The sequence below is a fragment of the Sabulicella rubraurantiaca genome (assembly GCF_017355885.1).
Lineage (GTDB): Bacteria > Pseudomonadota > Alphaproteobacteria > Acetobacterales > Acetobacteraceae > Roseococcus > Roseococcus rubraurantiacus.
Genome location: NZ_JAFEUU010000013.1, coordinates 63,349 through 84,551, shown reverse-complemented (window position 1 = coordinate 84,551; position 21,203 = coordinate 63,349). Strand labels below are relative to the sequence as shown.

General features: G+C 69.7%; 23 protein-coding genes. 10 read left to right on the top strand and 13 right to left on the bottom strand.

What is annotated here, in order from left to right; translation table 11 throughout:
• Nucleotides 1-5: 5 nt before the first annotated feature.
• The 5 genes from JTJ31_RS19090 to dapA all read right to left on the bottom strand — a co-directional run bounded on the left by JTJ31_RS19090 (nucleotide 6) and on the right by dapA (nucleotide 5,179).
• Complete coding sequence (locus JTJ31_RS19090; RefSeq protein ID WP_207540324.1) at nucleotides 6-878, bottom strand: hypothetical protein; 873 nt, start codon at nucleotides 876-878, stop codon at nucleotides 6-8.
• Complete coding sequence (locus JTJ31_RS19085) at nucleotides 871-1,980, bottom strand: glycosyltransferase family protein (protein ID WP_207540323.1); 1,110 nt, start codon at nucleotides 1,978-1,980, stop codon at nucleotides 871-873. The genes JTJ31_RS19090 and JTJ31_RS19085 overlap by 8 nt, the downstream gene beginning before the upstream one ends.
• A 43-nt stretch (nucleotides 1,981-2,023) precedes the next feature.
• On the bottom strand, nucleotides 2,024-3,547 hold the full coding sequence (locus JTJ31_RS19080) for a calcium-binding protein (protein WP_207540322.1): 1,524 nt from the start codon (nucleotides 3,545-3,547) through the stop codon (nucleotides 2,024-2,026).
• 250 nt (nucleotides 3,548-3,797) lie between these two features.
• Nucleotides 3,798-4,283, bottom strand: coding sequence for an SsrA-binding protein SmpB (gene smpB / locus JTJ31_RS19075; RefSeq protein ID WP_207540321.1), 486 nt, complete (start codon nucleotides 4,281-4,283; stop codon nucleotides 3,798-3,800).
• Complete coding sequence (dapA, locus tag JTJ31_RS19070) at nucleotides 4,283-5,179, bottom strand: 4-hydroxy-tetrahydrodipicolinate synthase (protein WP_207540320.1); 897 nt, start codon at nucleotides 5,177-5,179, stop codon at nucleotides 4,283-4,285. Before dapA ends, smpB begins: the two co-directional genes overlap by 1 nt.
• Before the next feature lie 110 nt (nucleotides 5,180-5,289).
• On the opposite strand from dapA, the gene JTJ31_RS19065 reads away from it, so the two are divergent.
• The 4 genes from JTJ31_RS19065 to JTJ31_RS19050 are packed head-to-tail and all read left to right on the top strand — an operon-like array spanning nucleotide 5,290 to nucleotide 9,107.
• Nucleotides 5,290-7,212: a lytic transglycosylase domain-containing protein gene (locus JTJ31_RS19065; RefSeq protein ID WP_207540319.1), complete on the top strand. Its 1,923-nt coding sequence runs from the start codon at nucleotides 5,290-5,292 to the stop codon at nucleotides 7,210-7,212.
• Nucleotides 7,200-7,628 (top strand): phosphatidylglycerophosphatase A family protein, encoded by a 429-nt coding sequence (locus JTJ31_RS19060; protein WP_207540318.1) that lies wholly within the window; start codon nucleotides 7,200-7,202, stop codon nucleotides 7,626-7,628. The genes JTJ31_RS19065 and JTJ31_RS19060 overlap by 13 nt, the downstream gene beginning before the upstream one ends.
• A complete protein-coding gene (locus JTJ31_RS19055; protein WP_207540317.1) occupies nucleotides 7,625-8,107 on the top strand; it encodes a CinA family protein in 483 nt (160 codons plus the stop codon). Before JTJ31_RS19060 ends, JTJ31_RS19055 begins: the two co-directional genes overlap by 4 nt.
• 22 nt (nucleotides 8,108-8,129) lie before the next feature.
• Nucleotides 8,130-9,107 carry a S1C family serine protease gene (locus JTJ31_RS19050; protein ID WP_207540316.1) on the top strand — a complete coding sequence of 326 codons (978 nt, stop codon included), beginning with the start codon at nucleotides 8,130-8,132 and terminating at the stop codon, nucleotides 9,105-9,107.
• Nucleotides 9,108-9,203: 96 nt separating this feature from the next.
• On the opposite strand, the gene JTJ31_RS19045 is transcribed toward JTJ31_RS19050, so the two are convergent.
• Nucleotides 9,204-9,470, bottom strand: coding sequence for a hypothetical protein (locus JTJ31_RS19045; protein ID WP_207540315.1), 267 nt, complete (start codon nucleotides 9,468-9,470; stop codon nucleotides 9,204-9,206).
• A gap of 161 nt (nucleotides 9,471-9,631) precedes the next feature.
• On the opposite strand from JTJ31_RS19045, the gene JTJ31_RS19040 reads away from it, so the two are divergent.
• The 3 genes from JTJ31_RS19040 to JTJ31_RS19030 are packed head-to-tail and all read left to right on the top strand — an operon-like array spanning nucleotide 9,632 to nucleotide 11,189.
• Nucleotides 9,632-10,645 (top strand): YihY/virulence factor BrkB family protein, encoded by a 1,014-nt coding sequence (locus tag JTJ31_RS19040; protein ID WP_207540314.1) that lies wholly within the window; start codon nucleotides 9,632-9,634, stop codon nucleotides 10,643-10,645.
• A 4-nt stretch (nucleotides 10,646-10,649) separates the two neighbouring features.
• Nucleotides 10,650-10,901, top strand: coding sequence for a GlsB/YeaQ/YmgE family stress response membrane protein (locus JTJ31_RS19035; RefSeq protein ID WP_207540313.1), 252 nt, complete (start codon nucleotides 10,650-10,652; stop codon nucleotides 10,899-10,901).
• Between the two features lie 18 nt (nucleotides 10,902-10,919).
• Complete coding sequence (locus JTJ31_RS19030; protein WP_236020437.1) at nucleotides 10,920-11,189, top strand: YMGG-like glycine zipper-containing protein; 270 nt, start codon at nucleotides 10,920-10,922, stop codon at nucleotides 11,187-11,189.
• A gap of 52 nt (nucleotides 11,190-11,241) precedes the next feature.
• Here the strand turns inward: JTJ31_RS19030 and JTJ31_RS19025 are convergent, their stop codons facing one another.
• Entirely contained in the window at nucleotides 11,242-11,853 is a 612-nt protein-coding gene (locus tag JTJ31_RS19025; protein ID WP_207540312.1) for a response regulator transcription factor, read from the bottom strand.
• Nucleotides 11,854-11,903: 50 nt separating this feature from the next.
• The gene (locus JTJ31_RS19020) at nucleotides 11,904-13,991 is read right to left on the bottom strand and encodes a sensor histidine kinase (protein ID WP_207540311.1); all 2,088 of its coding nucleotides are present in this window, start codon (nucleotides 13,989-13,991) and stop codon (nucleotides 11,904-11,906) included.
• A 160-nt stretch (nucleotides 13,992-14,151) separates the two neighbouring features.
• Here JTJ31_RS19020 and JTJ31_RS19015 point away from each other — a divergent pair, with 160 nt between their 5' ends.
• A complete protein-coding gene (locus JTJ31_RS19015; protein WP_207540310.1) occupies nucleotides 14,152-14,331 on the top strand; it encodes a hypothetical protein in 180 nt (59 codons plus the stop codon).
• A 15-nt stretch (nucleotides 14,332-14,346) separates the two neighbouring features.
• Here JTJ31_RS19015 and JTJ31_RS19010 read toward each other — a convergent pair whose 3' ends face one another.
• Complete coding sequence (locus tag JTJ31_RS19010; protein WP_207540309.1) at nucleotides 14,347-15,303, bottom strand: Bug family tripartite tricarboxylate transporter substrate binding protein; 957 nt, start codon at nucleotides 15,301-15,303, stop codon at nucleotides 14,347-14,349.
• 63 nt (nucleotides 15,304-15,366) lie between these two features.
• On the opposite strand from JTJ31_RS19010, the gene JTJ31_RS19005 reads away from it, so the two are divergent.
• Complete coding sequence (locus JTJ31_RS19005; RefSeq protein WP_207540308.1) at nucleotides 15,367-16,359, top strand: GDP-mannose 4,6-dehydratase; 993 nt, start codon at nucleotides 15,367-15,369, stop codon at nucleotides 16,357-16,359.
• On the opposite strand, the gene JTJ31_RS19000 is transcribed toward JTJ31_RS19005, so the two are convergent.
• From JTJ31_RS19000 to JTJ31_RS18985, 4 genes are all read right to left on the bottom strand, one after another.
• On the bottom strand, nucleotides 16,360-16,881 hold the full coding sequence (locus JTJ31_RS19000; RefSeq protein WP_207540307.1) for a GNAT family N-acetyltransferase: 522 nt from the start codon (nucleotides 16,879-16,881) through the stop codon (nucleotides 16,360-16,362).
• The gene (locus JTJ31_RS18995) at nucleotides 16,878-18,083 is read right to left on the bottom strand and encodes an amidase (RefSeq protein WP_207540306.1); all 1,206 of its coding nucleotides are present in this window, start codon (nucleotides 18,081-18,083) and stop codon (nucleotides 16,878-16,880) included. Before JTJ31_RS18995 ends, JTJ31_RS19000 begins: the two co-directional genes overlap by 4 nt.
• 66 nt (nucleotides 18,084-18,149) lie before the next feature.
• Nucleotides 18,150-19,523, bottom strand: coding sequence for an esterase-like activity of phytase family protein (locus JTJ31_RS18990; RefSeq protein WP_207540305.1), 1,374 nt, complete (start codon nucleotides 19,521-19,523; stop codon nucleotides 18,150-18,152).
• Between the two features lie 96 nt (nucleotides 19,524-19,619).
• Entirely contained in the window at nucleotides 19,620-20,327 is a 708-nt protein-coding gene (locus JTJ31_RS18985) for a GNAT family N-acetyltransferase (RefSeq protein WP_207540304.1), read from the bottom strand.
• A 56-nt stretch (nucleotides 20,328-20,383) separates the two neighbouring features.
• Here JTJ31_RS18985 and JTJ31_RS18980 point away from each other — a divergent pair, with 56 nt between their 5' ends.
• Nucleotides 20,384-21,190, top strand: coding sequence for a ferredoxin--NADP reductase (locus JTJ31_RS18980; RefSeq protein WP_207540303.1), 807 nt, complete (start codon nucleotides 20,384-20,386; stop codon nucleotides 21,188-21,190).
• Nucleotides 21,191-21,203 lie beyond the last annotated feature (13 nt).

The window sequence follows — 21,203 nt, the reverse complement described above, 5'->3', positions numbered from 1 at the left end:
ACCCGTCAGCGCTTCGCCTTCGCCGCACGGCGCTTCGGGGACGGAGCGGCCACGCGCTCCTCGAATCGCAGCCGCAGCTGGACCAGCGGCTCGGGGTCTTCCAGCCCGCACAGCTCGTCATTGCCGACGGGGCCGAGGGTCTCGCCGCTGGCGGTCACCCCCTCCACGCTCACCGTGTAGCGCTCCGCGCTCGCGCCGCGCAGGGCGACGCGCAGCCCCTGGACGGGCAGCGTCATGCCGCGGCTGCCGCAGAACTCGCCGCCCTGCGACCAGGGCGAGGTCCATCCTTTCCCCAGCACGACCTGATACTCCAGATCCTCGGCCGGGACGCCTTCAGGCGGCGTGACCTGCAAGCCCTCGATCACGCAGCCGGGCTGCCGGACGCCCAGCCATTCGCCAAGGGCGCCGGACTTGTCGCCCACCCGGGCAATGTGCACGAGCACCGCCTGCTGGCCGGACGGGGCGGCTGCGGCGACGGCAGGGGCGGGTGGCGGTTCCGCAGTCCTTGCCGATTCGGGCGCGGGGCCGAGGCTCGCCTGGCCCGGCACGTCGAGGCGCTGCACCTGCATGCGCGGCGGTTTCGCCCCCTGCCCTTCCATCAGGTTGTAGCTGGTGAGCAACAGGCGCGCCTCATCGCTGCCCACGGTTACGAGCAGCGCATCGCCCGGCTGCCGCAGCCAGGGATTGCCGGGGAATTGGGCAATCTCGACGGCCGAGCCCTCGCCGGGAATGACGGAGATGGCGAGGCCGGGAAGCTGCGCGGCGGGAACGCCGGGCGAAACCTCGGCCACCGAGATGCAGAACTTGCCACGGGGAAGGACCAGGGTATGCGCAGCCACGCGCACATCGCGGACCCGGTCTTGATTCTGGTCAGGCATGGAGCGGCTGTCTCTCCCTCTGGCTCGGCACGGTCAAGCCTGCCATGCGCGCCAGAAACAGGTCATTGATGCGCCCGGGCGGCAAGCCCAGGGGCAAGGCCAACCCGCCGGATGCCGCCACCCTCTCGCCCTGGGCGCCCAGGGCGAAGGCGGCGATGGGCAGCCCGGCCGAACTCAGAACGGTTTGGGCATAGCACCAGGTTTCAGGCCAGATCGATGGAATGAAGCCGATGGCAGCGCGCTGGGCCCGCACCCAGGCCTCGCCAGCTCCCTCCGCGTATTCGCCCGTCACCGCGCAGCGGCCGGTGGCACGCAGCGCCGCGTCGTCCATCGACCGTCCGACGAGCACGAAATCCATGGGCAGGTTGCGCGCGGCCGCATCGGCGGCGCAGTCGCGCAGGACCTCGAATCCCTTGTACCGCGCCAGCCGCCCGGCAACGCAGATTCGTGGCCACGGGGAATGTTCCGGCGGCATGGGTGGCGGCGGTGCCTCCTCCCACTTCTCGATCACCGGCTCCGCGCCGGGGAAATGGCGCCGGATTCGCCGCGCGCCGTCGCGCGTCGCCACAACCACGCGTTCCGCCGCGCGCAGCAGCGCCGCCCAGTCCTGGCGCAGCGCCGCCACGCCACCCGGGGCCACGACCGGCATCATCGCGTAGTCGGACACGCAGGACTTGCAGGCCTCCGGTGACGCCTCGCCGCAGAATCCACCCTCCGGGCGGACCAGCGTGCCACGGGGGCAGATCAGCGCCCAGTCATGCACGAACACGTAGATCGGCAGGCCGAGTTCCAGCGGCAGCGCCTTGAAGCCGGGCGCATGGCTGCGGAGGTGATGCACCTCCACCTGCGTGACGGAGCGACGGAGGAGGGCCAGCAGCGCCGCGTGATCGCGGCCATGCTCGAAGAGCAGCGGCGTTTCGCCCGGCCGTTCCAGCCGCGCAGGGCCGCCAAAGGCGTCGGGGCGGAGAAACCAGCAGGTCTGCCCCGCAGCGACCAGCACCGCGGCCCGCTCCTGCACGAAGCGCTCGGTGCCGCCACCCTCGTCGTGGGTGATCAGAAGCACGATGCCCGGCCGGAGGGGGGAACCCTCCGAACCGGGCATGTGATACTTCGCCTCGGCCATGAAATAGACGGCTGGGCGCCCGTCAGGCGGTCAGCTTGGACAGGTTGCTCTCCTCGACTCCGCTCAGCACGAGCGTCGTGCCATCGGACAGGGTCAGGGTGGTCGAGCCGCCGCCGGAGACGTGGTTCGTCACCGCATCCGCCACCGCACCGAAGCCCTGGAGGGACAGGCGGTCCACACCGATGGTGAAGTCGCTGATGGTGACGGTGTTGGTGTTGATGCCGCCCGCGTTCTTGAAGAACTGGAAGACATCGTTGCCTTCGGCACCAGTCACCGTGGCGTTGCCGCGGCCCATGACGAAGAACTCGTTGCCGGAGCCGCCGACGATGCTCATCGTCGCGTCGCCGTCCTTGCCGACATACCAGTTCTGGCCGGTCGAGGTGCCACCGAGCAGGGTGACGTTGCCCGACGCCGCCTTCAGCACGTCTCCATCGGCGCCGGCCGCAACCAGCGTGTCGCCGTTGCCACCCGCGATCAGGGTGGTCTTGCCGAAACCGGCGGTCAGGCTGCTGTTGCCCGCTGCGCCGCCGACATAGTAGCCGCCGCCCGCGCCGCCGGTGATGGTGGCGCTGCCGGTGCCGCCATTCACGGTATCGCTGCCGGCGCCGCCGATGAAGTTCAGCTGACCCGTCTTGCTGTGGACTGTCGTGTTTCCGGCGCCGCCATAGACCGTCATGTTGCCCGTGCCGCCGGTGATCCAGGCGTTGCCGGTGCCGGCGTGGATGGTGTTGTTGCCCTGCAGGGCGGAAACCGTGCCGCTCTCGCCGAGCCGCACTTCGCTGCCCGTGCCACCACGCAACTGGACCGTGTCCTTGCCCGCGCCCATGTTGATGGTGTGGCTGCCACCGTCGACCCAGATCTGGTCGTTGCCGGCGCCGGCAGAGATGGTGCTGGTGCCGCCAGCGACGATGAGCGTGTCGGCGCCTTCGCCGAGCGTCACCGTGTTGTTGCCGGTCTGTAGATGCATGCGGTTGTCGCCGCCGCCGGCGGAGACCGTGTTGCTGCCTTCGGCAATCCAGAACTCGTCATTGCCGCTGCCCGTGGTGACGCCGAAATTGCCCTTCGCCATCACCTTGTTGCTGCCGCCGCCGCCGTCCACGGTGCCGGAACCGCTGTTCAGGCGGATGTGGTCATTGCCCGCACCGGTAAACACCTCGGTGCGGGAGCCATCCCACGACGAATCGATCTGGTTGTTGCCTCCTCCGGCGAAGACGGAGGCGCTGCCGTTGATGAAGCTGGCATTGAGCCCGCCCTCGCCGGTCACCACCAGCGCATCGCCGACCGTCCCGCCGTTCACCGTGACCGGCTGGTCGTTCTCGACGATCACCGTCTTCACGTTGGAGTTCAGGTTGACCGGTCCGCTGAACGGCGTGTTGCCGTTGAAGACGACGGTCGCCGGCACACCGAAGGCCGGCAGTGAGCCACCCGGCACATGCTGTGCCCCGGGGCGGTCGCTAAGCTTCTCCTGGAGCTTTTCCCTCACCGCCTCGGGCATATTGACATTGATTGTCCCGCCCCCGGCGCCCGGAAGGGTCACATCCGCCATCGTACCACCCTCTCACTTGCAGCCGAGGCCACCTGGACTCTCGTCTGTTGCACTGCACCCGGTAGCGCTTATCAGAGGTGGTTAACGTTTGGTCAACACGTAGATGTGCGTATCTGGATGAATTCGCGAGAAGAATCACTTACATTTTTGGACAGCATATTTCTAGCTGCGCTCAACTCCGATTATCGCAACTAAAAGTTGCATTTTCTCTCAGCATGTGAGGGAAATGATAAATGACGTCGCCTTCGGCTCAGCCCTTGTCGCGCATGAGGCGCGCCTTGTCGCGCTGCCAGTCCCGCTTGGCGATGTCCGCGCGCTTGTCGTGCTGCTTCTTGCCGGTGGCCAGGGCGATGATGCACTTGGCCCGGCCCTTCTCGTTGAAGCGGATTTCCAGCGGCACCAGAGTCGCGCCCTCTCGGGTCACGGCACCGGTCAGCTCCCGGACCTGCTTCTTGTGCAGCAGCAGCTTGCGGGGCCGGACGGGATCGAATTTCGCGACCACGCTGCCCGCCTGCCACTCGCTGATGTGGCAGCCGAACAGCCAGATCTCGCCGTCGCGCTCGCCCGCCCAGGCCTCGCCCAGGCTGGCGCGGCCGGCGCGCAGGCTCTTCACCTCCGGGCCCAGCAGGACCATCCCCGCCTCGATCGTGTCGCCGACCTTGTAATCGAAGCGGGCGCGGCGATTCTGTGCCGCCGTGCCATGGCTGATCAGTGGCTTCTTGCGTGGTTCCGCCATCAGTTCAGCAGGCCGGCGCCCCGCATCGCCCCTTCCACCTGCCGCGCCGTCGACTCGGCGACCGGCGCCAGCGGCAGGCGGCAATGCGCCGTGCCATGACCCAGCAGCGCCGCGGCATGCTTCACTGGCCCCGGCGAGGTCTCGACGAAAAGCGCATCATGCAGGGGGGCGAGGCGGTCCTGGATCTCCATCGCCTCGGCGACGCGACCCTCGCGCCAAGCGCGGTGCATCTGCGCGCAGAGCCGCGGCGCCACGTTGCTGGTGACGCTGATGCAGCCATGGCCGCCCGACGCCATGAAGGCGAGGACGGTGTGGTCCTCGCCGGAAAGCTGCACGAAGTCGCGCCCGCATTCGCGGCGCTGCGCCAGCGGCCGGTCCAGCTTCGCCGTCGCGTCCTTCACCCCAATGATGTTCGGGTGCTTCGCCAGACGCCCCATCGTTTCCGGCGTCATGTCGATCACGGAGCGGCCGGGGATGTTGTAGATCACCACCGGAAGGTCCACCGCATCGGCGATGGCCATGAAGTGCCGGTACAGCCCTTCCTGCGTCGGCTTGTTGTAGTAGGGCGTCACCACCAGCGCGGCATCGGCGCCCGCCTCGCGCGCATGCGCGGTCAGCTCGATCGCCTCGGACGTGCTGTTGCTGCCCGTGCCGGCCACCACCGGAACGCGGCCGCGCGACACCTCGACGCAAATCTCGACGACGCGCTTGTGCTCGTCATGGCTCAGGGTCGGGCTTTCGCCCGTGGTGCCCACCGGCACCAGCCCTTCCGTCCCCTCGCCGATCTGCCACTCGATGAACTCGGCATAGGCGCGCTCATCCACGCTCCCATCCTCCCGCATGGGCGTGATGAGGGCAGTGAGCGAGCCCCGCAGGGCGAGGGTGGAGGACTTCATGGGCGTTTTGTCCGTGTGCGGGATCCTGTGCTTCCCTAACTAGGCTTGCCGCGCCCCCGCAACAAGCGCCGGATTCGCCGCGACGCCTCCGCTTGCTCTACAAGTGCGGGATGCTCCGCCGCTCGCTCCTCCTTTCCAGCCTTGCCCTGCCTGCCTTCGCCCAGACCGGGCGTGAGGCGGGGCGCGCCGCCCTTCTCGCCGCCCAGTCGGGACGATGGACGGAGGCGGCCGCCCTCGCCGAGAGCGCAGACCCGCTGCTCGCGAAGCTCGTCGCCTGGATGCGGCTGACGCAGCGCGGCGGTGCGTCCAGCGCGGCCGAGATCGTGGGCTTCATCGAATCCGCGCCCGACTGGCCGCAGCAGAATGCGCTGCAGACCCGGGCGGAGGAGATGCTGGCCCTCGACGCCGATGATTCGCTGGTGCTGCGCTTCCACGCGCCGCGCCCGGCGCGAACGTTGGACGGCGCGGCGCGCCATGCCGGCGCGCTGATCAATGCGGGACGGCTGGACGCGGCGCGCGAGGCGGCGCGGCGCGCCTGGGGCGACGATACCGGCTCCGACGCCCTGGCCGAGCCCAACTTCCTGGCGCGCGTGGGCAACCTCCTGGATGCCGATGCGCATTGGCGCCGCTTCAACCGGCTGTTCTTCGCGCGCGACCTGGGCGGCGCGCAGCGCGTGGCGCCGCTGCTGGACCCGGTACGCGCCCGCTTGGCGGAGCTTCGCCTCGCCACGGGGACGGATACTTCCGAAGCCCCGGCCTCCGCGCGCGATGCCGGCGCCACCCTCACCCTCGCGCAGAGCCTGCGCCGCGCGGATCGCGATGCCGAGGCGGCCGCGCTCTGGGCCGCCGCCATGCCCGCGCAGCGCGACCTGCCACCCATCGCGCAACGCGCCATCTGGACGGAGCGGCAGGTGCTGGCGCGCAAGCTGTTGCGCCTCGGCGACCCGCGCACCGCCTATCAGGTGGCGTCGCAGCACGGCCAGACCATTCCCGGCGAGGCGCGCCAGGAGGCGGAGTTCCTGGCCGGCTTCATCGCGCTGCGCTTCTTGGAGGATCCGGCGCGCGCCATGCCGCATTTCCGCATGGTGGGCGAAGGCAGCCGCTCCGCCATCACCCAGGCGCGCTCGCTCTACTGGCAGGGCCGCGCCGAGCGCAATGCATCACGCGCCCGCGCCCATTGGCAGCAGGCGGCGGGCTTCCCCGTCACCTTCTATGGCCAGATGGCCGCGCTCGCCCTGGGCGAGGACCCGGCGACGTTGTCGCGCCGCATCACCGGCCTTGCCATTCCCCGCCCCGCCGAGCCGGAGGCGCGCGCCTTCCTCCAGCGCGAGTTGGTGCGCCTTGTCCTCCTGATGGCCGATCTCGGTGAGGGGCGGCGCGCCCGCCCCTTCCTGCTGCGGCTGGAGGAGCTTTCCGCCGACAATGCCGACCGTCTCCTCGTCGCGCGCCTCGCCACCGGGATCGGGCGGCCGGACCATGCGGTGTGGGTGGCGCGGCGCGGCGGCGCCCAGGGCGCGATGCTGGTGGAGGATGGCTGGCCTTCCCCCTACCCGGCCCCCGGCGGCGGGGCAGAGCCCGCGGTGGTCTTCGCCATCTCCCGGCAGGAAAGCAATTTCGAGATCGACGTGGTCAGTTCCGCGAATGCGCGCGGCGTGATGCAGCTCCTGCCCGCTACCGCGGCATCGGTGGCGCGGCGGATCGGGGTGCCGCACAACCCGACCATGCTGAATGACCCGTCGCACAACATGCGCCTCGGCTCAGCCTACATCGCCGACCGTCTGGAGCGGTATGGCGGCGCCATGCCGCTGGCCTTCGCCGCCTACAATGCCGGCGCGGCCCGCGTGGATGAGTGGCTCGGCACCTATGGCGACCCGCGCTCGGGCTTCCGGCCCATGCTGGACTGGATGGAGCTGATCCCCTTCTCGGAAACGCGCAACTACGTGCAGCGCGTGATCGAGAACGTGGCGATCTACCGCGCAAAGGACCCCGCGACGCAGAGCCAGCCGCACCCGATGGCCGCATGGCCGGCCTAGCGCGGGCTGTCGCGTCGGTCGGCGGCGTCGGCTTCCTGCGCCCTGGCCCTGGCAGCTGGGGCTCGGCCACGGTGCTTCCCCTGGCCCTCGCCCCGAACTGGGCCGCATTGCTGGCGGCGACGCTCTTCACAATCGTGGGGCTTTGGGCGGTGTCGCGCCTGCCGGAGGCTGAGACCGATCCGGGCTGGATCGTGGTGGACGAGGCGGCAGGCATGTCGCTCGCCCTCGCCTTTGCCGATGGGCTCCTCGCTTCCGCCATCGCCTTTTCCCTGTTCCGCGCCTTCGACATTGGCAAGCCAGGCCCGATCGGCTGGCTGGACCGGCGCGGCGGCACGATGGGCGTGCTGGGGGACGACCTCATGGCCGGGCTTCTCGCCGGGCTGGTGGTGCTAGGGCTGAGGATGATCCTGCCATGATGGAAGACGCGATGCTGCGCGAGGCCGAGGCGCTGCTTTCCGCCTGCCGGGCGCAGGGTGCCACGCTGGCGACGGCGGAGAGCTGCACAGGGGGGCTGATCGCCGCCGCTCTCACCGCCATCCCAGGCTCCTCGGACACGGTGCTTGCCGGCTTCGTCACCTATTCCAACGGGGCGAAATCCGCGTTGCTAGGCGTCCCTGCCGAGATCATCGCCCGCGTCGGCGCGGTGTCGGAGGAGGTGGCGCGCCTCATGGCGGAAGGCGCCCTGCTCCGCTCGGGCGCCGCCATCGCCCTGTCCTGCACCGGCGTCGCCGGGCCTGGCGGCGGCAGCGCGGAGAAGCCAGTCGGCCTCGTCCATCTCGCAGCTGCGATAGAGGGACGCACCATCCACCGGCGCTGCGTGTTTCCGGGCGACCGCGCCGGCATCCGCGCGGCCACGGTGCGCGAGGCATTCCGGATCGCGCACTCCCTGCTGTGACGACGCGCGTTATATAGGGGCCATGTCCGACGATGACTGGGAAGTGCCCGAGGCCTTCCGCCCCGAGCCCAGCGAGTTTTCCTGGCCCCTGGCGCAGCGCCTGCGCTCCGTGGTCTCGCTGCGCTCCCTCATGCCGCCCGATGCCACCTCCGCCGCCACGCTGGGCACGGAGCGCGAAGGCTCGGCCGTGTGGATCGACCATTCGGGATTGCTGCTGACCATCGGCTACCTGATCACTGAAGCGGAAACCATCTGGATCACCGATTCGAACGGGCGCGTGGTGCAGGGCACGCCGCTCGCCACCGATTTCGAGTCGGGCCTCGGCCTCGTGCAGGCGCTTGGCCCGCTGCCGCCTGAATCCGAGGTGGCGGAGCTGGGCGACAGCGAGGCGCTGACGCAGGGCGCGCAATGCGTGCTCGCGGCCTCGGGTGGGGCGGAGCATGCGGTGGCCTGTGCCGTCGCGGCGCGCCAGCCCTTCGCGGGCCAGTGGGAATACCTGCTAGAGAACGCGATCTTCACCGCCCCTGCCCATCCCCATTGGGGCGGGGCCGGGCTGTTCGGACCGGATGGACGCCTCGTCGGCGTCGGATCGCTGATCCTGCAGCAGGGCGGCGGGCGCAACCGCGTGGACCTGAACATGGTCGTGCCCGTCGCTCCGCTCTTGCCCGTACTGGAGACCATGCGGCGCACCGGCGTCACCGGGCGCCCCGTGCGGCCCTGGCTAGGACTCTATGCGACGGAGGAGGACGACCAGGTCGGCGTCGGCTCCCTGGCCAAGGGCGGGCCAGCCGAGCAGGCAGGGGTGCAGCCCGATGACCGCATCCTCGCCGTCGAGGGGCGCGAGGTGAACGACCTCGCCTCGCTCTGGACGGCGGTGCGGCAGGCCGGCTCGGCGGGGGCGAAGGTGCGCCTGTCCCTGGCGCGCGGAACGGAGCGGCTGGACATCACCGTGACCAGCGGCGACCGCTCACGCCACCTGAAGGCGCCGCGCCTGCACTGACGCGCCGCGTCAGGAGCAGATCGGGTTGAAGGCGGTGCCCCTCGTGCCGTGCGTGCGGTAGCCGGGCGCCGCCACGTCGAAGGTGCAGAGCGGCGTCTAGGACAGGCCCTTCAGCCACGTCACCTCGAAGCGGATCCGGCTGAAGCTTTTCATTTCCCAGCAGCGCGACGCCTCCAACCCGGTGCCCTGGAACAGATGGCGCTGGGCGCCTTCGGTCGTCGTGCCTTCCACCTTCACGCGGATCGCGAAGGCGCCACCATGCTGGAAACAGGCGCGCTCCATGTTGTTGTAGGAGCGCGGCGGGTCCACGGCGGCATAGGCGGGCAGCAGCGCGGCGGTGAGAAGCAGGGCGGGGCGGGTCACGACATTCTCCCATGGTGAAGCGCATGTCGTCCCAGCGCCGCGTCCGGAGCGGAAGCGGCCAATCGCCGATGTGTGTCATCGGCCTCACCGATCGGATGCTTGCGTGCATCGGAAACTCGCAGCGACGTTCCGTCGTTCGCAGGGGTGAAACGAGGACACTCATGCTTTCCCGCGCATTCACCATTGCCAAGGACACGATCACCGGCTTCCTCGCCGATGACTGCCTCACGCGCGGGGCGGGGATCGCCTATTTCACCCTCTTCTCGCTCGGTCCCCTGCTCTACATCGCGACCGGCGTCGCCGGGATGATCTTCGGCGAGGAACAGGTGCACCAGGCCCTCGCCACGCAGATGCAGGACATGCTGGGCCGCGAGGCCGCCGGCACGGTCAGCGAGATGGCCGACAACGCCCTGGGCGATGCGCGCGGCGGATGGGCGCTGCTGATCGGCATCGTCACCCTGGTGCTCACCGCGTCGGGCGCATTTGGTGCGCTGCAAGGTGCGCTGAACGCCATCTGGAAGACCCAGACACCCGACGCCGACACGGTGACGGAGACGATCACCGCCTTCGTGCGCGCCAAGGCGGCGGCGATGGGGCTCGTTGCCACCACCGCCTTCCTGCTCCTCGTCTCGCTTGCCGCCTCGGCCGCACTCTCGGCCTTCAGCGACTGGATCGGCGCGCGCATCCCCTGGCTCGAACCCGTGCTCTGGGTGGCGAATATCGCCCTGTCGATCGCCGTCATCACCGGTCTCTTCGCCGCCATCTACAAGGTGCTGCCCGACCGCCGCCTGCACTGGCGTGACGTGCTGGTGGGCGCCTTCGTCACCGCGCTGCTGTTCACCATCGGGAAGACGCTGATCGGCATGTATATCGGCGCCTCCGGCGCGGCGCAGGGCTATGGCGCCGCGGGCACGCTCGTGGTGGTGCTGCTCTGGATCTACTACTCGGCGCTCATCTTCCTGCTCGGCGCGGAATTCACGCGCGCTTGGTCCGGCAAGGAGGAAGCACGCCCCGAGGATGCGCGCGCGCGCCAGGAGGCGAAGAACGCCCCGCCTGCGCCCCCGCGCCCTGAACCGATCGAGGCCGGTAGCCTCGTCAAGACGGCGGCGGCCGCCGGCGCGCTCGCGCTCCTGCGCCGCTTCGTTGCCCGCAGCCCCGCGCGAAAGGAGACCTGAACACATGAGCGGAGTTGGACTGATCGGTGCGATCATCATCGGCCTGCTGGCCGGCTGGATCGCCGAGAAGATCATGAACCGCAGCCATGGCCTGCTGACGAACCTGATCGTCGGCCTGGTCGGTGCCCTTCTGGGTGGGTTCCTGGCAGGAATGCTCGGGGTTGCCTACGAAGGATGGCTCCCGAGCCTCATCATTTCCACCATCGGCGCTGTCGTGCTGCTCGCCATCGTTGGCGCGTTGCGGCGTCGGGCTTGATCAAGAGGAGGTATTAGTATGATTGCCAATAAGCTTCGCATGGCGGCCCTCGGCGTCGTTGCCCTTGGTGCCACGGCCTGCACCAACCCCTATGACCCGACGCAGCGCGCTGTTGGCGGCGGCCTGATCGGCGCCGGTGGCGGCGCAGCCATCGGCGGCCTCGCGGGTGGCGGAACCGGCGCGGCGATCGGCGCTGTGGCGGGCGGCCTCGGTGGCGCGGCTATCGGCGCGGCGACCACGCCGACGCCGCCCAGCTACGGCTATGGCCGCGGCTATCGTCGCTACTGAGCCCGACGGTATCTGGAAGGGGGCCGGCGCGAGCCGGCCCTTTTTTGTTGCGCTACATCCCGGCTGCGAGACCGATCCGCACCAGCTCAGGCAGGGAACGCGCGTTGAGCTTGTCCATCAGGTTCGCGCGATGCACCTCCACCGTGCGGGGCGAGATGCCGAGCTTGTGCGCGACCACCTTGTTCGCCATGCCCTGCACGAGGCATTCCAGCACCTCCTTCTCGCGTGGGGACAGCGCGCTGACCTGGGCCGTGGCGCGCGTTTCCGCGGAGCGACGGCGAGTCGCCTCATCCCCTGCTGCGAGCGCCGCCTTCACCGCTTCCAGCAGGCGCTCCTCCGTGTAGGGCTTCTCCAGGAAGTCGATGGCCCCCACGCGCATCGCCCGCACGGCCAGCGGCACGTCGGCATGGCCCGTCACGACGATGGCGGGATGGGTGATGCCGCGCTTGCTCAGTTCCTCCATCAGCGAGAGCCCGTCCATCCCAGGCATCCGAACGTCGAGGATCAGACAGCCAGGCGCGAGGCCCGTGCCGCGCGAGGCGGCGTTCAGCAGCGCTGCGGCATCGCCGTAAGTCTCGACATTGTAGTCGGCGGCCATGAGCAGCATAGCCAGGGAGCGGCGCACCGCCTCCTCGTCATCTACAACGTGCAGAACCGGTTCCATCGTCCCCACCTTGCATGGCACGTCATATGAACACGCGTTGTGCGCGAGGCTCAAGGCGCTTCCGCTAGTGAAACGCGCATGACCGTCCCGCCCCCATCTGCGGGCAAGGCTTCCAGACGTCCGTGATGCGCCTCGACAATGGCCCGGCAGATCGACAGCCCAATTCCCATCCCGTCGGCCTTGGTGGACTGGAAGGGCTCGAAGAGGCGCTCCATCACGTCGGGCGGAATGCCGGGGCCGTTATCCTCCACCTCCAGCCGCACCTCTCCCTCGGCGCGTGACAGGCGGAGGATAACGCGGGGCTCCGGCTCGGCATCCGTGGCTTCCAGCGCGTTGCGGAGCAGGTTCACCGTCACCTGCTGCAGCTGGACCAAGTCGCCCATGACGACGTGGTTGCGCCCGTCCATCACCACGGGAACGGCCGCTGCGCCCGGTCCGCGCGCCGCCCGGGCGAGAGTGACGGATTCCAGCGCCATCCCGCCCATGTCCACCCGGCGGCGCTCCGTCTCGCCGCGCCCGATGAAGTCGCGCAGCCGCTGGATGATGGCGCCGGCGCGGATCACCTGATCCGCGGCCTCGGCCATCGCCTCGCGCGCCATGTCGAGGCGCGCGGCATCGGGCGCCTCCCCGGCGGCGAGGCGGCGGGCGGCGCGCAGGTAGTTGCTGGCGGCGGTCAGGGGCTGGTTCAGCTCATGCGCGAGGCCGACGCTCATCGCGGCCATGCTGTCGGCGCGGGCGATGCGGCGCATCGCCGCCTCCGCCTTGGCCAGCCGCCGCTCCGTCGCCTTGCGCTCCGTCACGTCGCGCGCAACGCCGATCAGACCAGCCATCTCGCCGCTGCTGTCGCGCCAGGGCGCCTTCACCGACATGAACCAGGTCTCGGTCCCGTCGAGGCGCTCGATCCGCTCCTCCTGCTCGCGCGCCAGGTCGGCATCCATCACCAGCCGGTCCACGCGCGACACCTCGGCGGCGATGGCGGGCGGAAAGAGATCGGCGTCGGAGCGCCCGATCACCTCCTCGATGGGCCGGCCGATCATCGCAGCGCCGGCTTCGTTGATCAGCACGTAACGCAGCGCCAGATCCTTCACGAAGACGGAATCTGGCATGCTGTGCATCACGGACGACAGGAGGCGGCGGTCATCCTCCGCCTCGCGCGCCAATTGAAGGTTTGCCGCCGCCGCGCGGTCCGCATTCGCCGCCTCACGCCGCAGCGCCTCCTGCATGGAGCGCACCGCGCCTTCTAGTTCCTCGAACTCCTGCACGCGGGCAGCGCCCTGCTCACGCTCCTCCCCGGCCGCGAGTCGTGCGAGGGGCTGGGCGAGACGGCGTGCCTGCCAAGTCACGATCACGAAGCCGGCCAGCAGGACCAGCCCTGCGATTAGCAGCAGCCGCACCGCGGGGTCGCGCCACGAGGCCACGAAACTGGCCTCCAACTCCGCGGCACCCACCACCCAGCCGCCATCCTCCGTGTGGTTGAAGGCCACGACGACGGGCCCGGCAGGCCCGAGCACGCGCGCGATCCGGTCACCCTGAGCGGCGACCTCGGCCATCGCCGACTGGTCCAGCAGCGGCTCCATGGAGGTGGCGGCGATCTGGCGCATGCTGCTGTCAAGCACGAAGAGCGTGAGCCCCGGGCTGGCCTTCTGCTGCTCCTCCAGGAGCCGCACGAGGCGCAGCATGTCCAGGGGCGCGGCCAGCGCCCCGATGGCCCGTCCCTCACGCATGATTGGAACCGCGACCGACACGATCTCCTGTCCCTGCCCCAACGCCGCAATGGCCGGCCGTCCCGTCTCCATAGCCTGCCGGGCAGGCTTCTCCGGCGGCGCGAGTGGCAGGCTCGTCCCGACGGGATAGCGCGTGTCCAGAAGCTGGCGATCAGGTTCTCGGTCATGCAGCACGACCCAGGTCCCCAGCATCTCGGCCGCCAGCGCTGCGCGGGAATGGAAATCCTGCAGATTCGTGCGTGGATCATCGAGCAGGAGGGAGCCCGCGAGGGTCGAGAGGACGAGCACCGCCCCCTCCAACTCCCGCTCGACGACGTGACGCGCGGCGCCCGCCGCGACGTTCAGCCGCTCCTGCTGGCTGGCTCGCAGCCTTCCCGCAAGCTCAATGACGGTGAAGCCCCCAAGCGCCAGCATGGGCAACGACGCCACAAGCATGACTGCGAGTAGATGTTGCCGAAGGCTTCGAGTTTTTTGGATTTCAGAGACGACCATATTGGGTAATTCTGCTCCATTCTACGCTTCGTAAGTAATCCCCCCGAATGTCAGGCTTTAGCGGAAGCACCAAAATAGACGCATGGCGAGCAAGCGTGGCGAGAAGGACAGGAACGTGACGGGCAAGCCCGCGCAACCTGCTCGCGCGGCGGCACAGTCCGACTTTGGCGAAATGCCGTCGGTCAAGCCTGTTGCCGCCTCGGCGAAGCGCCTCAGCGTCATCTGGCTGCGCGAATCCCGTCGCAGGACCGAGCAGGGCTGAGGCGTCTCCCACGGCTTAACCGCCGGGAGTGATCCGCCCGCGCAGCAGGTTCTCCCAGCGCTCCACCTCCGCCGCCACGTAGCGCGCCGCCTCCTGCGGCGTGTTGGCGAGGATGCGGTCCACGCCAAGCTCGCGGAATCGCCGCTGCACCGCCTCGCCCGATAGCGCGGCGGCCACCGCGCGGTGCAGTGCCGCCTGCACAGGCGCCGGCGTGCCGCTGGCGACGAACAGCGCCTGCCAGACATTCATCTCCGCATCGAGCCCTGCCTCGCGCAGCGTCGGCGCATCCGGCAAGGCTGGGGACCGCGCAGCGCTGGTGACGGCGAAGGCCCGCGCCTGCCCGCCCCGCGCCGACTGCACGCCGGTCAGCGCCACGTCGAACACCATGGCGATGCGCCCCGCTGCGAGATCCATCGTGGCCGGAGCGCCACCGCGATACGGGATCTCGTTCATTTCCACCCCCGCGGCGCGAAGGAAGAGCAGCGCCGCCATCTGCAGCGTCCCGCCACCGCCTGTGCTGCCGTAATCCCACCGGCCGGGATTCGCGCGCGTCATGGCGATGAATTCGCGCAGGTCGCGCGCCGGGTGGTTGTTCGCCACCAGCATCACCATCGGCATCTCGCTGAGCACCGTCACCGGCGTCAGGACCCGCGTCACGTCGATCGGTGCATTGGGCACTACGAGGCGCAGGACGGAATGGCTGGTGTTGTTGATCAGGATGGTGTGCCCATCCGCCGGGGCACGGGCCACGGCCTCGCTCGCCACCAGCCCAGCGCCGCCCGTCCGGTTCTCCACCACGATGGGTTGGGAAAGATGCGGCGACATGGCTTCCGCGAGGACGCGCGCCCCGACATCGGTGGCGCCGCCGGCAGCGAAGGGCACGACGAGGCGAATCGGGCGATCAGGGAAGCTTTGTGCCCAGGCTGGCAAGGCGAGAAGGCCGGCCGCGAGGGCGGCCAGGATGCGGCGCATGTCATGATCCTCCCAGTTCGGGACAGGCTAACCGCCCGTCGCGGCTTCTGGTAGCGTGAAACCATGAAGAGTGCGCTCATCACCGGCATCACCGGCCAAGACGGGGCCTATCTGGCTCGGATGCTGCTCGGCAAGGGCTACCGCGTCCACGGGCTGCTGCGCCGGTCCGCTTCCTCCGACGCCATCGGTGAAAGGCTGCGCTGGCTCGGCATCGAATCCGATGTCGTGATGCTCGACGCCGATTTGATGGATCTGTCCTCCATCCTGCGTGCGGTCGAGATGTCGCGGCCGGACGAGGTCTACAACCTCGCGGCGCAAAGCTTCGTGAAGACGTCCTGGACGCAGCCGCTGCTCACCGGTCAGGTCACCGGCATGGGGGCGACGAACATGCTGGAAGCCGTGCGGATCGCCGCACCGCGTGCGCGCTTCTACCAGGCCAGCAGCAGCGAGATGTACGGCAAGATCCAGGCGCCCGTGCAGGATGAGCGGACGCCCTTCTACCCGCGCTCCCCCTACGCCGCCGCCAAGGCCTTTGCGCATTGGATGACGGTGAACTACCGGGAAAGCTTCGGCCTGCATGCGTCCTCCGGCATCCTGTTCAACCACGAGAGCCCGCTGCGCGGCATCGAGTTCGTGACGCGCAAGATCACCGACGCGGTGGCGCGCATCCGCCTCGGCCTCGCGGACCATGTGGTGCTGGGCAATCTGGATGCGCGGCGCGACTGGGGCCATGCCGCCGACTACGTGGAGGCGATGTGGCTGATGCTGCAGCAGGAGCATGCCGACGATTACGTCGTCGCCACCGGGCGCTCGACCAGCGTGCGGGAATTCTGCCGCCTCGCCTTCGCCCATGCCGGGCTGGACTGGGAACGGCATGTGCGCGTGGATGCCGCGCATCTGCGCCCCGCCGAGGTGGACGTGCTGCACGGCGACGCCAGCAAGGCGCGGCGCGTCCTGCGCTGGGCGCCGCGCATCACGCTGGAGGAGATGGTGGCCGAGATGGTGGAAGCCGACCTCGAGCGGCTGGGCGGCAAGGGAAGGCGTCGCGTCGCCTGATCAGGCGTCCGGCAGGCTCCGTTCGCCCTCGCCGAGGGCCCGCTGCATCGTCACCACATCCACCCACTGGCCGAATTTCAGCCCGACCGCCTTCATCGTCCCCACCTGCCGGAAGCCGAGCGAGGAATGGAGGCCGATGGAGCCGGCATTGCCGCTGTCGCCGATCACCGCCAGCATCTGCCGGAAGCCCTGCGCGGCCGCACGCTCCAGCAGCGCCTGCACCAGCGCCTTGCCCACCCCCATGCCGCGCACGTCGTCGCGCACGTAGATGCTGTCTTCCGCCGTGAAGCGATAGGCGCTGCGGTCGCGGAACTGAGCGTAGTAGCCATAGCCCGTCACCTGCCCGTCCTGCTCCGCCACCAGCCAGGAACAGCCAGCCCCCTGCACCTTGGCGAGGCGCGATGCCATCTCGGCCTCGCCGGGCGGCTCCTCCTCGAAGGTGCCGGTGCCGGTGCGGACATGATGGGCGTAGATGGCAGTGATGGCCGGGAGATCCTCCGGCCGGGCGTCACGAATCATCATTCCCCGATCCCAAGCTCGGCCGCAATTCGCTCGGCCAGTTCCAGCAGCGCACGGTCATGCCCCGGCGCCGCCGCCAAGGACAGCCCGACCGGCGCCCCATCCACCTGCGCGGCGGGCAGCGTCACCTCGCACAGCCCGGCCAGCCCCGCATTGGCGGTCACGCCCATCGTCCGCTCCCGCACCGAATCCTGCTCGGCCAGCGAGGCGCCGAGCAGCGGGGCCGGGCCGGGCGAGGTCGGGAAGACCAGCACCGCGCCGCCTTGCAGCAGGGAGCGCATGGAGGATGCGAAGCGGCGGCGATGCAGCCGCCCATCGGCCGCCTTCTCCGGATCCATAGCCTTGGCGGCAGCGAAGCGCTCGGCGACACCAGGGCCAAAGCGCGGCTTCGCTTCCTCGATCCAGGGGCCGTGGGTCACCCAGGCCTCCTGCGCCTGGACGCAGCGCGCCGCCTCATAGGCGCGGCGCAGCCTCGTGGGCCCTGTCTCTGCGCGGATCGCTTCGCCCAGGCCCAGCACGCGCTCGACGGCTTCCAGCGACGGGGTCAGCGCGGCGGCGGTGGCCGGTTCCGCGTTCATCCATGCGGATTGCAGCTTGATCGCCGGTCCGAGGCGGCGCGGGGTGGAAGGCGCGTCCTCCGGGAGAAGTGCCTCCCCCACCCGTCGCAGCACGGCGGCGGAGCGGGCGAACCAGCCGCATGTGTCGAAGGAGGGCGCGAGCGCCATCGTCCCGGCCAAGCTCACCGCACCCCAGCTCGGCCGGATGCCGAAGATTCCGCAATAAGAGGCCGGGATGCGGACCGAGCCCGCCGTATCAGTGCCCAGGGCAAAATCCACGAGGCCAGCCGCCACGGCCGCAGCGGAGCCGCAGGAAGAGCCGCCGGGAAATCGACCGGGCGCGGCGGGGTTGAGCGGCGTGCCGTGCCAGACATTCTCGCCGGTCAGGCCATAGGCCAGCTCCACCGTCTTGGTCTTGCCCGCGAGGCGTGCGCCGGATTCCAGAAGCGCCAGCACGGCGGGAGCCGTGGCGACGGCGGCGGGGTGCGTCCGCTCCCAGTCCGGGTTGCCGCCGCTCGTGGGCCAGCCTGCGATGTCGAACAGATCCTTCGCGGCGAAGTCGAGCCCGTTCAGCACACCGAGGCCGGTGGGCGCCAGGACGGCACGCGTCCCGGGGATGAAGGCCTGAACGGTGTCCTCGGGAGGCATCGCGCGAATCCTGCGGGGAAGAAGGGCCTTATCCAGTCTATGTCGCTCCCCCGCAGGTGACGCAAGTCAGTGCGCCCGCAGCAATTCGGGCACGCGCAGCAGCACCAATTCATTGTCATCCACCCGCGAAAGGTGGCGGCCGGCGCTGAAGGGCAGGTTGTTGTCGTTGCCGACGATGATGTGGTCCGCATCCACCATCGCGACATTCTCGATGGTGAAGAAGGGAAAACGCAGCACCGTCTCCTCGGCGCCGGGGGCGCGGTCACCGCGGTGGCGCGCGATGCTCTGCGGGTCGCGAATCGCCATCAGGTCCACATGGCCGATCTTGCGGACGAAGCCCTCCGCATCCGTGCTGCCCATGTCCACCAGCGTCACGCGCTTCACCCGCGCCGGGTTGGCGAAGCAGGGGCGCTCATGCGTGGACTCGATGCCCTGAGCACAGGACAGGGAGGGGTCGCCCTCCCCATTGTCGCGCTCGATCACCAAGGCGCGGCGCTCGTCGATGAAGTTGAAGTCGCCGATCGCCGTCGCGCCTTCCGCGAGGCGGAAGCGCACCGTGCGGCCCGTCCATTCCATGCGGCCCACATCGAATTCCAGCACGCGCAGGAAGGCGCCCTCGGAGCGGTTCTCCCCGGCGGCGAAAAGTGGCTGCTCCAGCATCGCCCAGGCGGTGCGGCCATCCGGCGTCAGGGCGAGGCCCTCATAGCCGCCGGAGCGGCGGGCGCGGAACGGGATGGTCGCGCCCGGCTGGGGCGGGATGGACAGGGCGTGATGGTCCGGCGAACGCAGCACCTCGGCATCCAGCCGCGTCTCGACGATGCGCAGCAGGCGGCCCTCACCGTCGAAATGCAGCAGGTAGGGGCCGAATTCCTCGCCGACAAGGAAGGTGCCGTCCGGCAGGGGCTGCAGGCTCTCCGGGTCGAAATCCGCGCCGGTCAGGTAGCGGCTGGGCGTCGCTTCCGTCGCCACCAGAAAGGGCGCGACGCGGTTCGGGTCGGACAGGAAGATCGTGCGCTCCACCGCCACGCTGCCGGCTCCGAAATCCGGGCGGATGCGATGGATCATCAGCAGCGCATCGGGAGAGTTGCGACGGTTGCCGAAGCCGTTGTCGCCCGTCACCCAATAGGAGCCGTCACCCGCCGGCTTGATGCCCGAGAAGCCCTGAAGCGGCTGGCCCTGGAAGGGCAGCGACAGCCCGGTCGGGCGCGCGCCATAGCCCGGCAGGGTCACGGAAGGGACGCTGCCGGGCTGCTCGACCCGGGAAGCACCGGTGAAGCGGCCGGAGAGGTAGAAATATTCCGGCGCGTCGGCAGGCGGCGCCAGCAAGGTTGCGCCGGGAAGCATGGCGTGGCCGGCCAGGGTCACCTCGAAGCGCTGGTCCGCCAGGACGGGCAGGGAAAGGGCGAGGCTCGCCGCGGTGGCGAGGAGGCTTCGGCGCATCAACTACTCCCGGTTGGTTGGAAACCGGGCATGGCCTAGCCCCTCCCTGTTGCAGCGCCGTGACGGCCGCGTGTCAGCCGGGTCAAACCCGGCCCGTTACCCCGTCTGCCGCAAGGAGGCGCGGGGGCGGCCATCCGAATCCCAGTTCGCGTCATCCAGCCACGCCTCGATCGCTGCGCGCCGCGACGGCCACTCCTCCTCCAGGATGGAGAACCAGGCAGTGTCGCGACGCCGCCCCTTCACCTGAAGATGCGCGCGCAGCGTCCCCTCATAGGTGAAGCCCAGCCGGGCCGCCGCCCGGCGCGAGGGCGCGTTCAGCGCGTTGCACTTCCAGGTGAGGCGCCGATAGCCGAGATCGTCCATGGCGTGGCGCATCAGGAGGAACATCGCCTCGGTCGCCGCGCGGGTGCGCTGCATCCGGGGCGAGAACCAGATATGGCCCAGTTCGATATGCGCCTGGGACGGGTGGATCTCCATCAGGGTCAGCCAGCCATCCGCCGTGCCGGAAAGATGCGGCCGAACCGCCCAGGCCATGGGGTCGTGCTGGGCCGCAAAGGCGGCGACATGGGCGCGCATCGCCGCCGCGTCGCCGAACGGACCATAGCCAAGATAAGCCCAGCCCGCGCCCGAGCGATCCGTCTGCGCCGCCTGCCAGAGTTCCGCCGCGTGGCGCACATGCAGCGGTTCCAGCGTCACGGCGCAGCCGCGATGCGGGATGCGGGCCGGGATGGGGCGGGGCGTCGGGTCCACCACCGGCCCTACGGGGGGGTCGGTCGCGGGGTCGGCGGGGGGCTGGTATTCCATGGAAACAGGTTGCCCCGCTTGCGCGCCGGCGTCACGGGCCGCAAAACCCCAGGGCCATGGACATCGCCTACGACCCGATCGCCGCCGCCCCCCCCGGCTTCTTCGCCGAGGAGGTGACCTCCGTCCATCACTGGACCGGCAGCCTGTTCTCCTTCACCTGCACGCGCGACCCGGCCCTGCGCTTCACCTCGGGCCAGTTCGCGATGATTGGGCTGGTGGTGAACGGCAAGCCGCTGGTGCGGGCCTATTCCATGGTCTCCCCCGCCTGGGAGGGCCACCTGGAGTTCCTGTCCATCAAGGTGCAGGACGGCCCCCTCACCTCCCGCCTCCAGCACATCCAGGTGGGTGAGAAGGTGCTGATCGGCCGCAAGCCAGTGGGAACGCTGATCCCGGACAACCTGCTGCCCGGACGGAACCTGTGGTTCCTGGCGACCGGCACCGGCATCGCCCCCTTCATGTCGCTGATCCGCGACCCGGAAGTGTATGAGCGCTACGACCGCATCATCCTGGCGCACACGGTGCGCGAGGTGAAGGAGCTGGCCTATCGCGACTACATCACGGGCGAGCTGCGCGACCATGAGCTGCTGGGCGATTTCGTTCGCGAGAAGCTGGTCTACCTGCCCGCCGTGACGCGCGAGCCCTTCCCCGTCCAGGGCCGCATCACGGCCCGTCTGGAGACCGGCGCGGCGGAGCGCGAGGCGGGCGTCGAGACGCTGGATCCCGCGCAGGACCGGGTGATGATCTGCGGCAGCGAGGCGATGAACGCCGACTGCAAGGCGCTGCTGGAAGCCCGCGGCTTCGTCGAGGGCAACAACAGCGAGCCGGGCACCTTCGTGGTCGAGAAGGCCTTCGTCACGAAATAGCGCCGCCCCCCTC

Bases quoted from the DNA above. Each gene is read 5' to 3' on its own strand.
- JTJ31_RS19090 (WP_207540324.1), bottom strand. From the start codon at position 878: ATGCCTGACCAGAATCAAGACCGGGTCCGCGATGTGCGCGTGGCTGCG.
- JTJ31_RS19085 (WP_207540323.1), bottom strand. From the start codon at position 1,980: ATGCCCGGTTCGGAGGGTTCCCCCCTCCGGCCGGGCATCGTGCTTCTG.
- JTJ31_RS19080 (WP_207540322.1), bottom strand. From the start codon at position 3,547: ATGGCGGATGTGACCCTTCCGGGCGCCGGGGGCGGGACAATCAATGTC.
- smpB (WP_207540321.1), bottom strand. From the start codon at position 4,283: ATGGCGGAACCACGCAAGAAGCCACTGATCAGCCATGGCACGGCGGCA.
- dapA (WP_207540320.1), bottom strand. From the start codon at position 5,179: ATGAAGTCCTCCACCCTCGCCCTGCGGGGCTCGCTCACTGCCCTCATC.
- JTJ31_RS19065 (WP_207540319.1), top strand. From the start codon at position 5,290: ATGCTCCGCCGCTCGCTCCTCCTTTCCAGCCTTGCCCTGCCTGCCTTC.
- JTJ31_RS19060 (WP_207540318.1), top strand. From the start codon at position 7,200: ATGGCCGGCCTAGCGCGGGCTGTCGCGTCGGTCGGCGGCGTCGGCTTC.
- JTJ31_RS19055 (WP_207540317.1), top strand. From the start codon at position 7,625: ATGATGGAAGACGCGATGCTGCGCGAGGCCGAGGCGCTGCTTTCCGCC.
- JTJ31_RS19050 (WP_207540316.1), top strand. From the start codon at position 8,130: ATGTCCGACGATGACTGGGAAGTGCCCGAGGCCTTCCGCCCCGAGCCC.
- JTJ31_RS19040 (WP_207540314.1), top strand. From the start codon at position 9,632: ATGCTTTCCCGCGCATTCACCATTGCCAAGGACACGATCACCGGCTTC.
- JTJ31_RS19035 (WP_207540313.1), top strand. From the start codon at position 10,650: ATGAGCGGAGTTGGACTGATCGGTGCGATCATCATCGGCCTGCTGGCC.
- JTJ31_RS19030 (WP_236020437.1), top strand. From the start codon at position 10,920: ATGATTGCCAATAAGCTTCGCATGGCGGCCCTCGGCGTCGTTGCCCTT.
- JTJ31_RS19025 (WP_207540312.1), bottom strand. From the start codon at position 11,853: ATGGAACCGGTTCTGCACGTTGTAGATGACGAGGAGGCGGTGCGCCGC.
- JTJ31_RS19020 (WP_207540311.1), bottom strand. From the start codon at position 13,991: ATGCTGGCGCTTGGGGGCTTCACCGTCATTGAGCTTGCGGGAAGGCTG.
- JTJ31_RS19015 (WP_207540310.1), top strand. From the start codon at position 14,152: ATGGCGAGCAAGCGTGGCGAGAAGGACAGGAACGTGACGGGCAAGCCC.
- JTJ31_RS19010 (WP_207540309.1), bottom strand. From the start codon at position 15,303: ATGCGCCGCATCCTGGCCGCCCTCGCGGCCGGCCTTCTCGCCTTGCCA.
- JTJ31_RS19005 (WP_207540308.1), top strand. From the start codon at position 15,367: ATGAAGAGTGCGCTCATCACCGGCATCACCGGCCAAGACGGGGCCTAT.
- JTJ31_RS19000 (WP_207540307.1), bottom strand. From the start codon at position 16,881: ATGATGATTCGTGACGCCCGGCCGGAGGATCTCCCGGCCATCACTGCC.
- JTJ31_RS18995 (WP_207540306.1), bottom strand. From the start codon at position 18,083: ATGCCTCCCGAGGACACCGTTCAGGCCTTCATCCCCGGGACGCGTGCC.
- JTJ31_RS18990 (WP_207540305.1), bottom strand. From the start codon at position 19,523: ATGCGCCGAAGCCTCCTCGCCACCGCGGCGAGCCTCGCCCTTTCCCTG.
- JTJ31_RS18985 (WP_207540304.1), bottom strand. From the start codon at position 20,327: ATGGAATACCAGCCCCCCGCCGACCCCGCGACCGACCCCCCCGTAGGG.
- JTJ31_RS18980 (WP_207540303.1), top strand. From the start codon at position 20,384: ATGGACATCGCCTACGACCCGATCGCCGCCGCCCCCCCCGGCTTCTTC.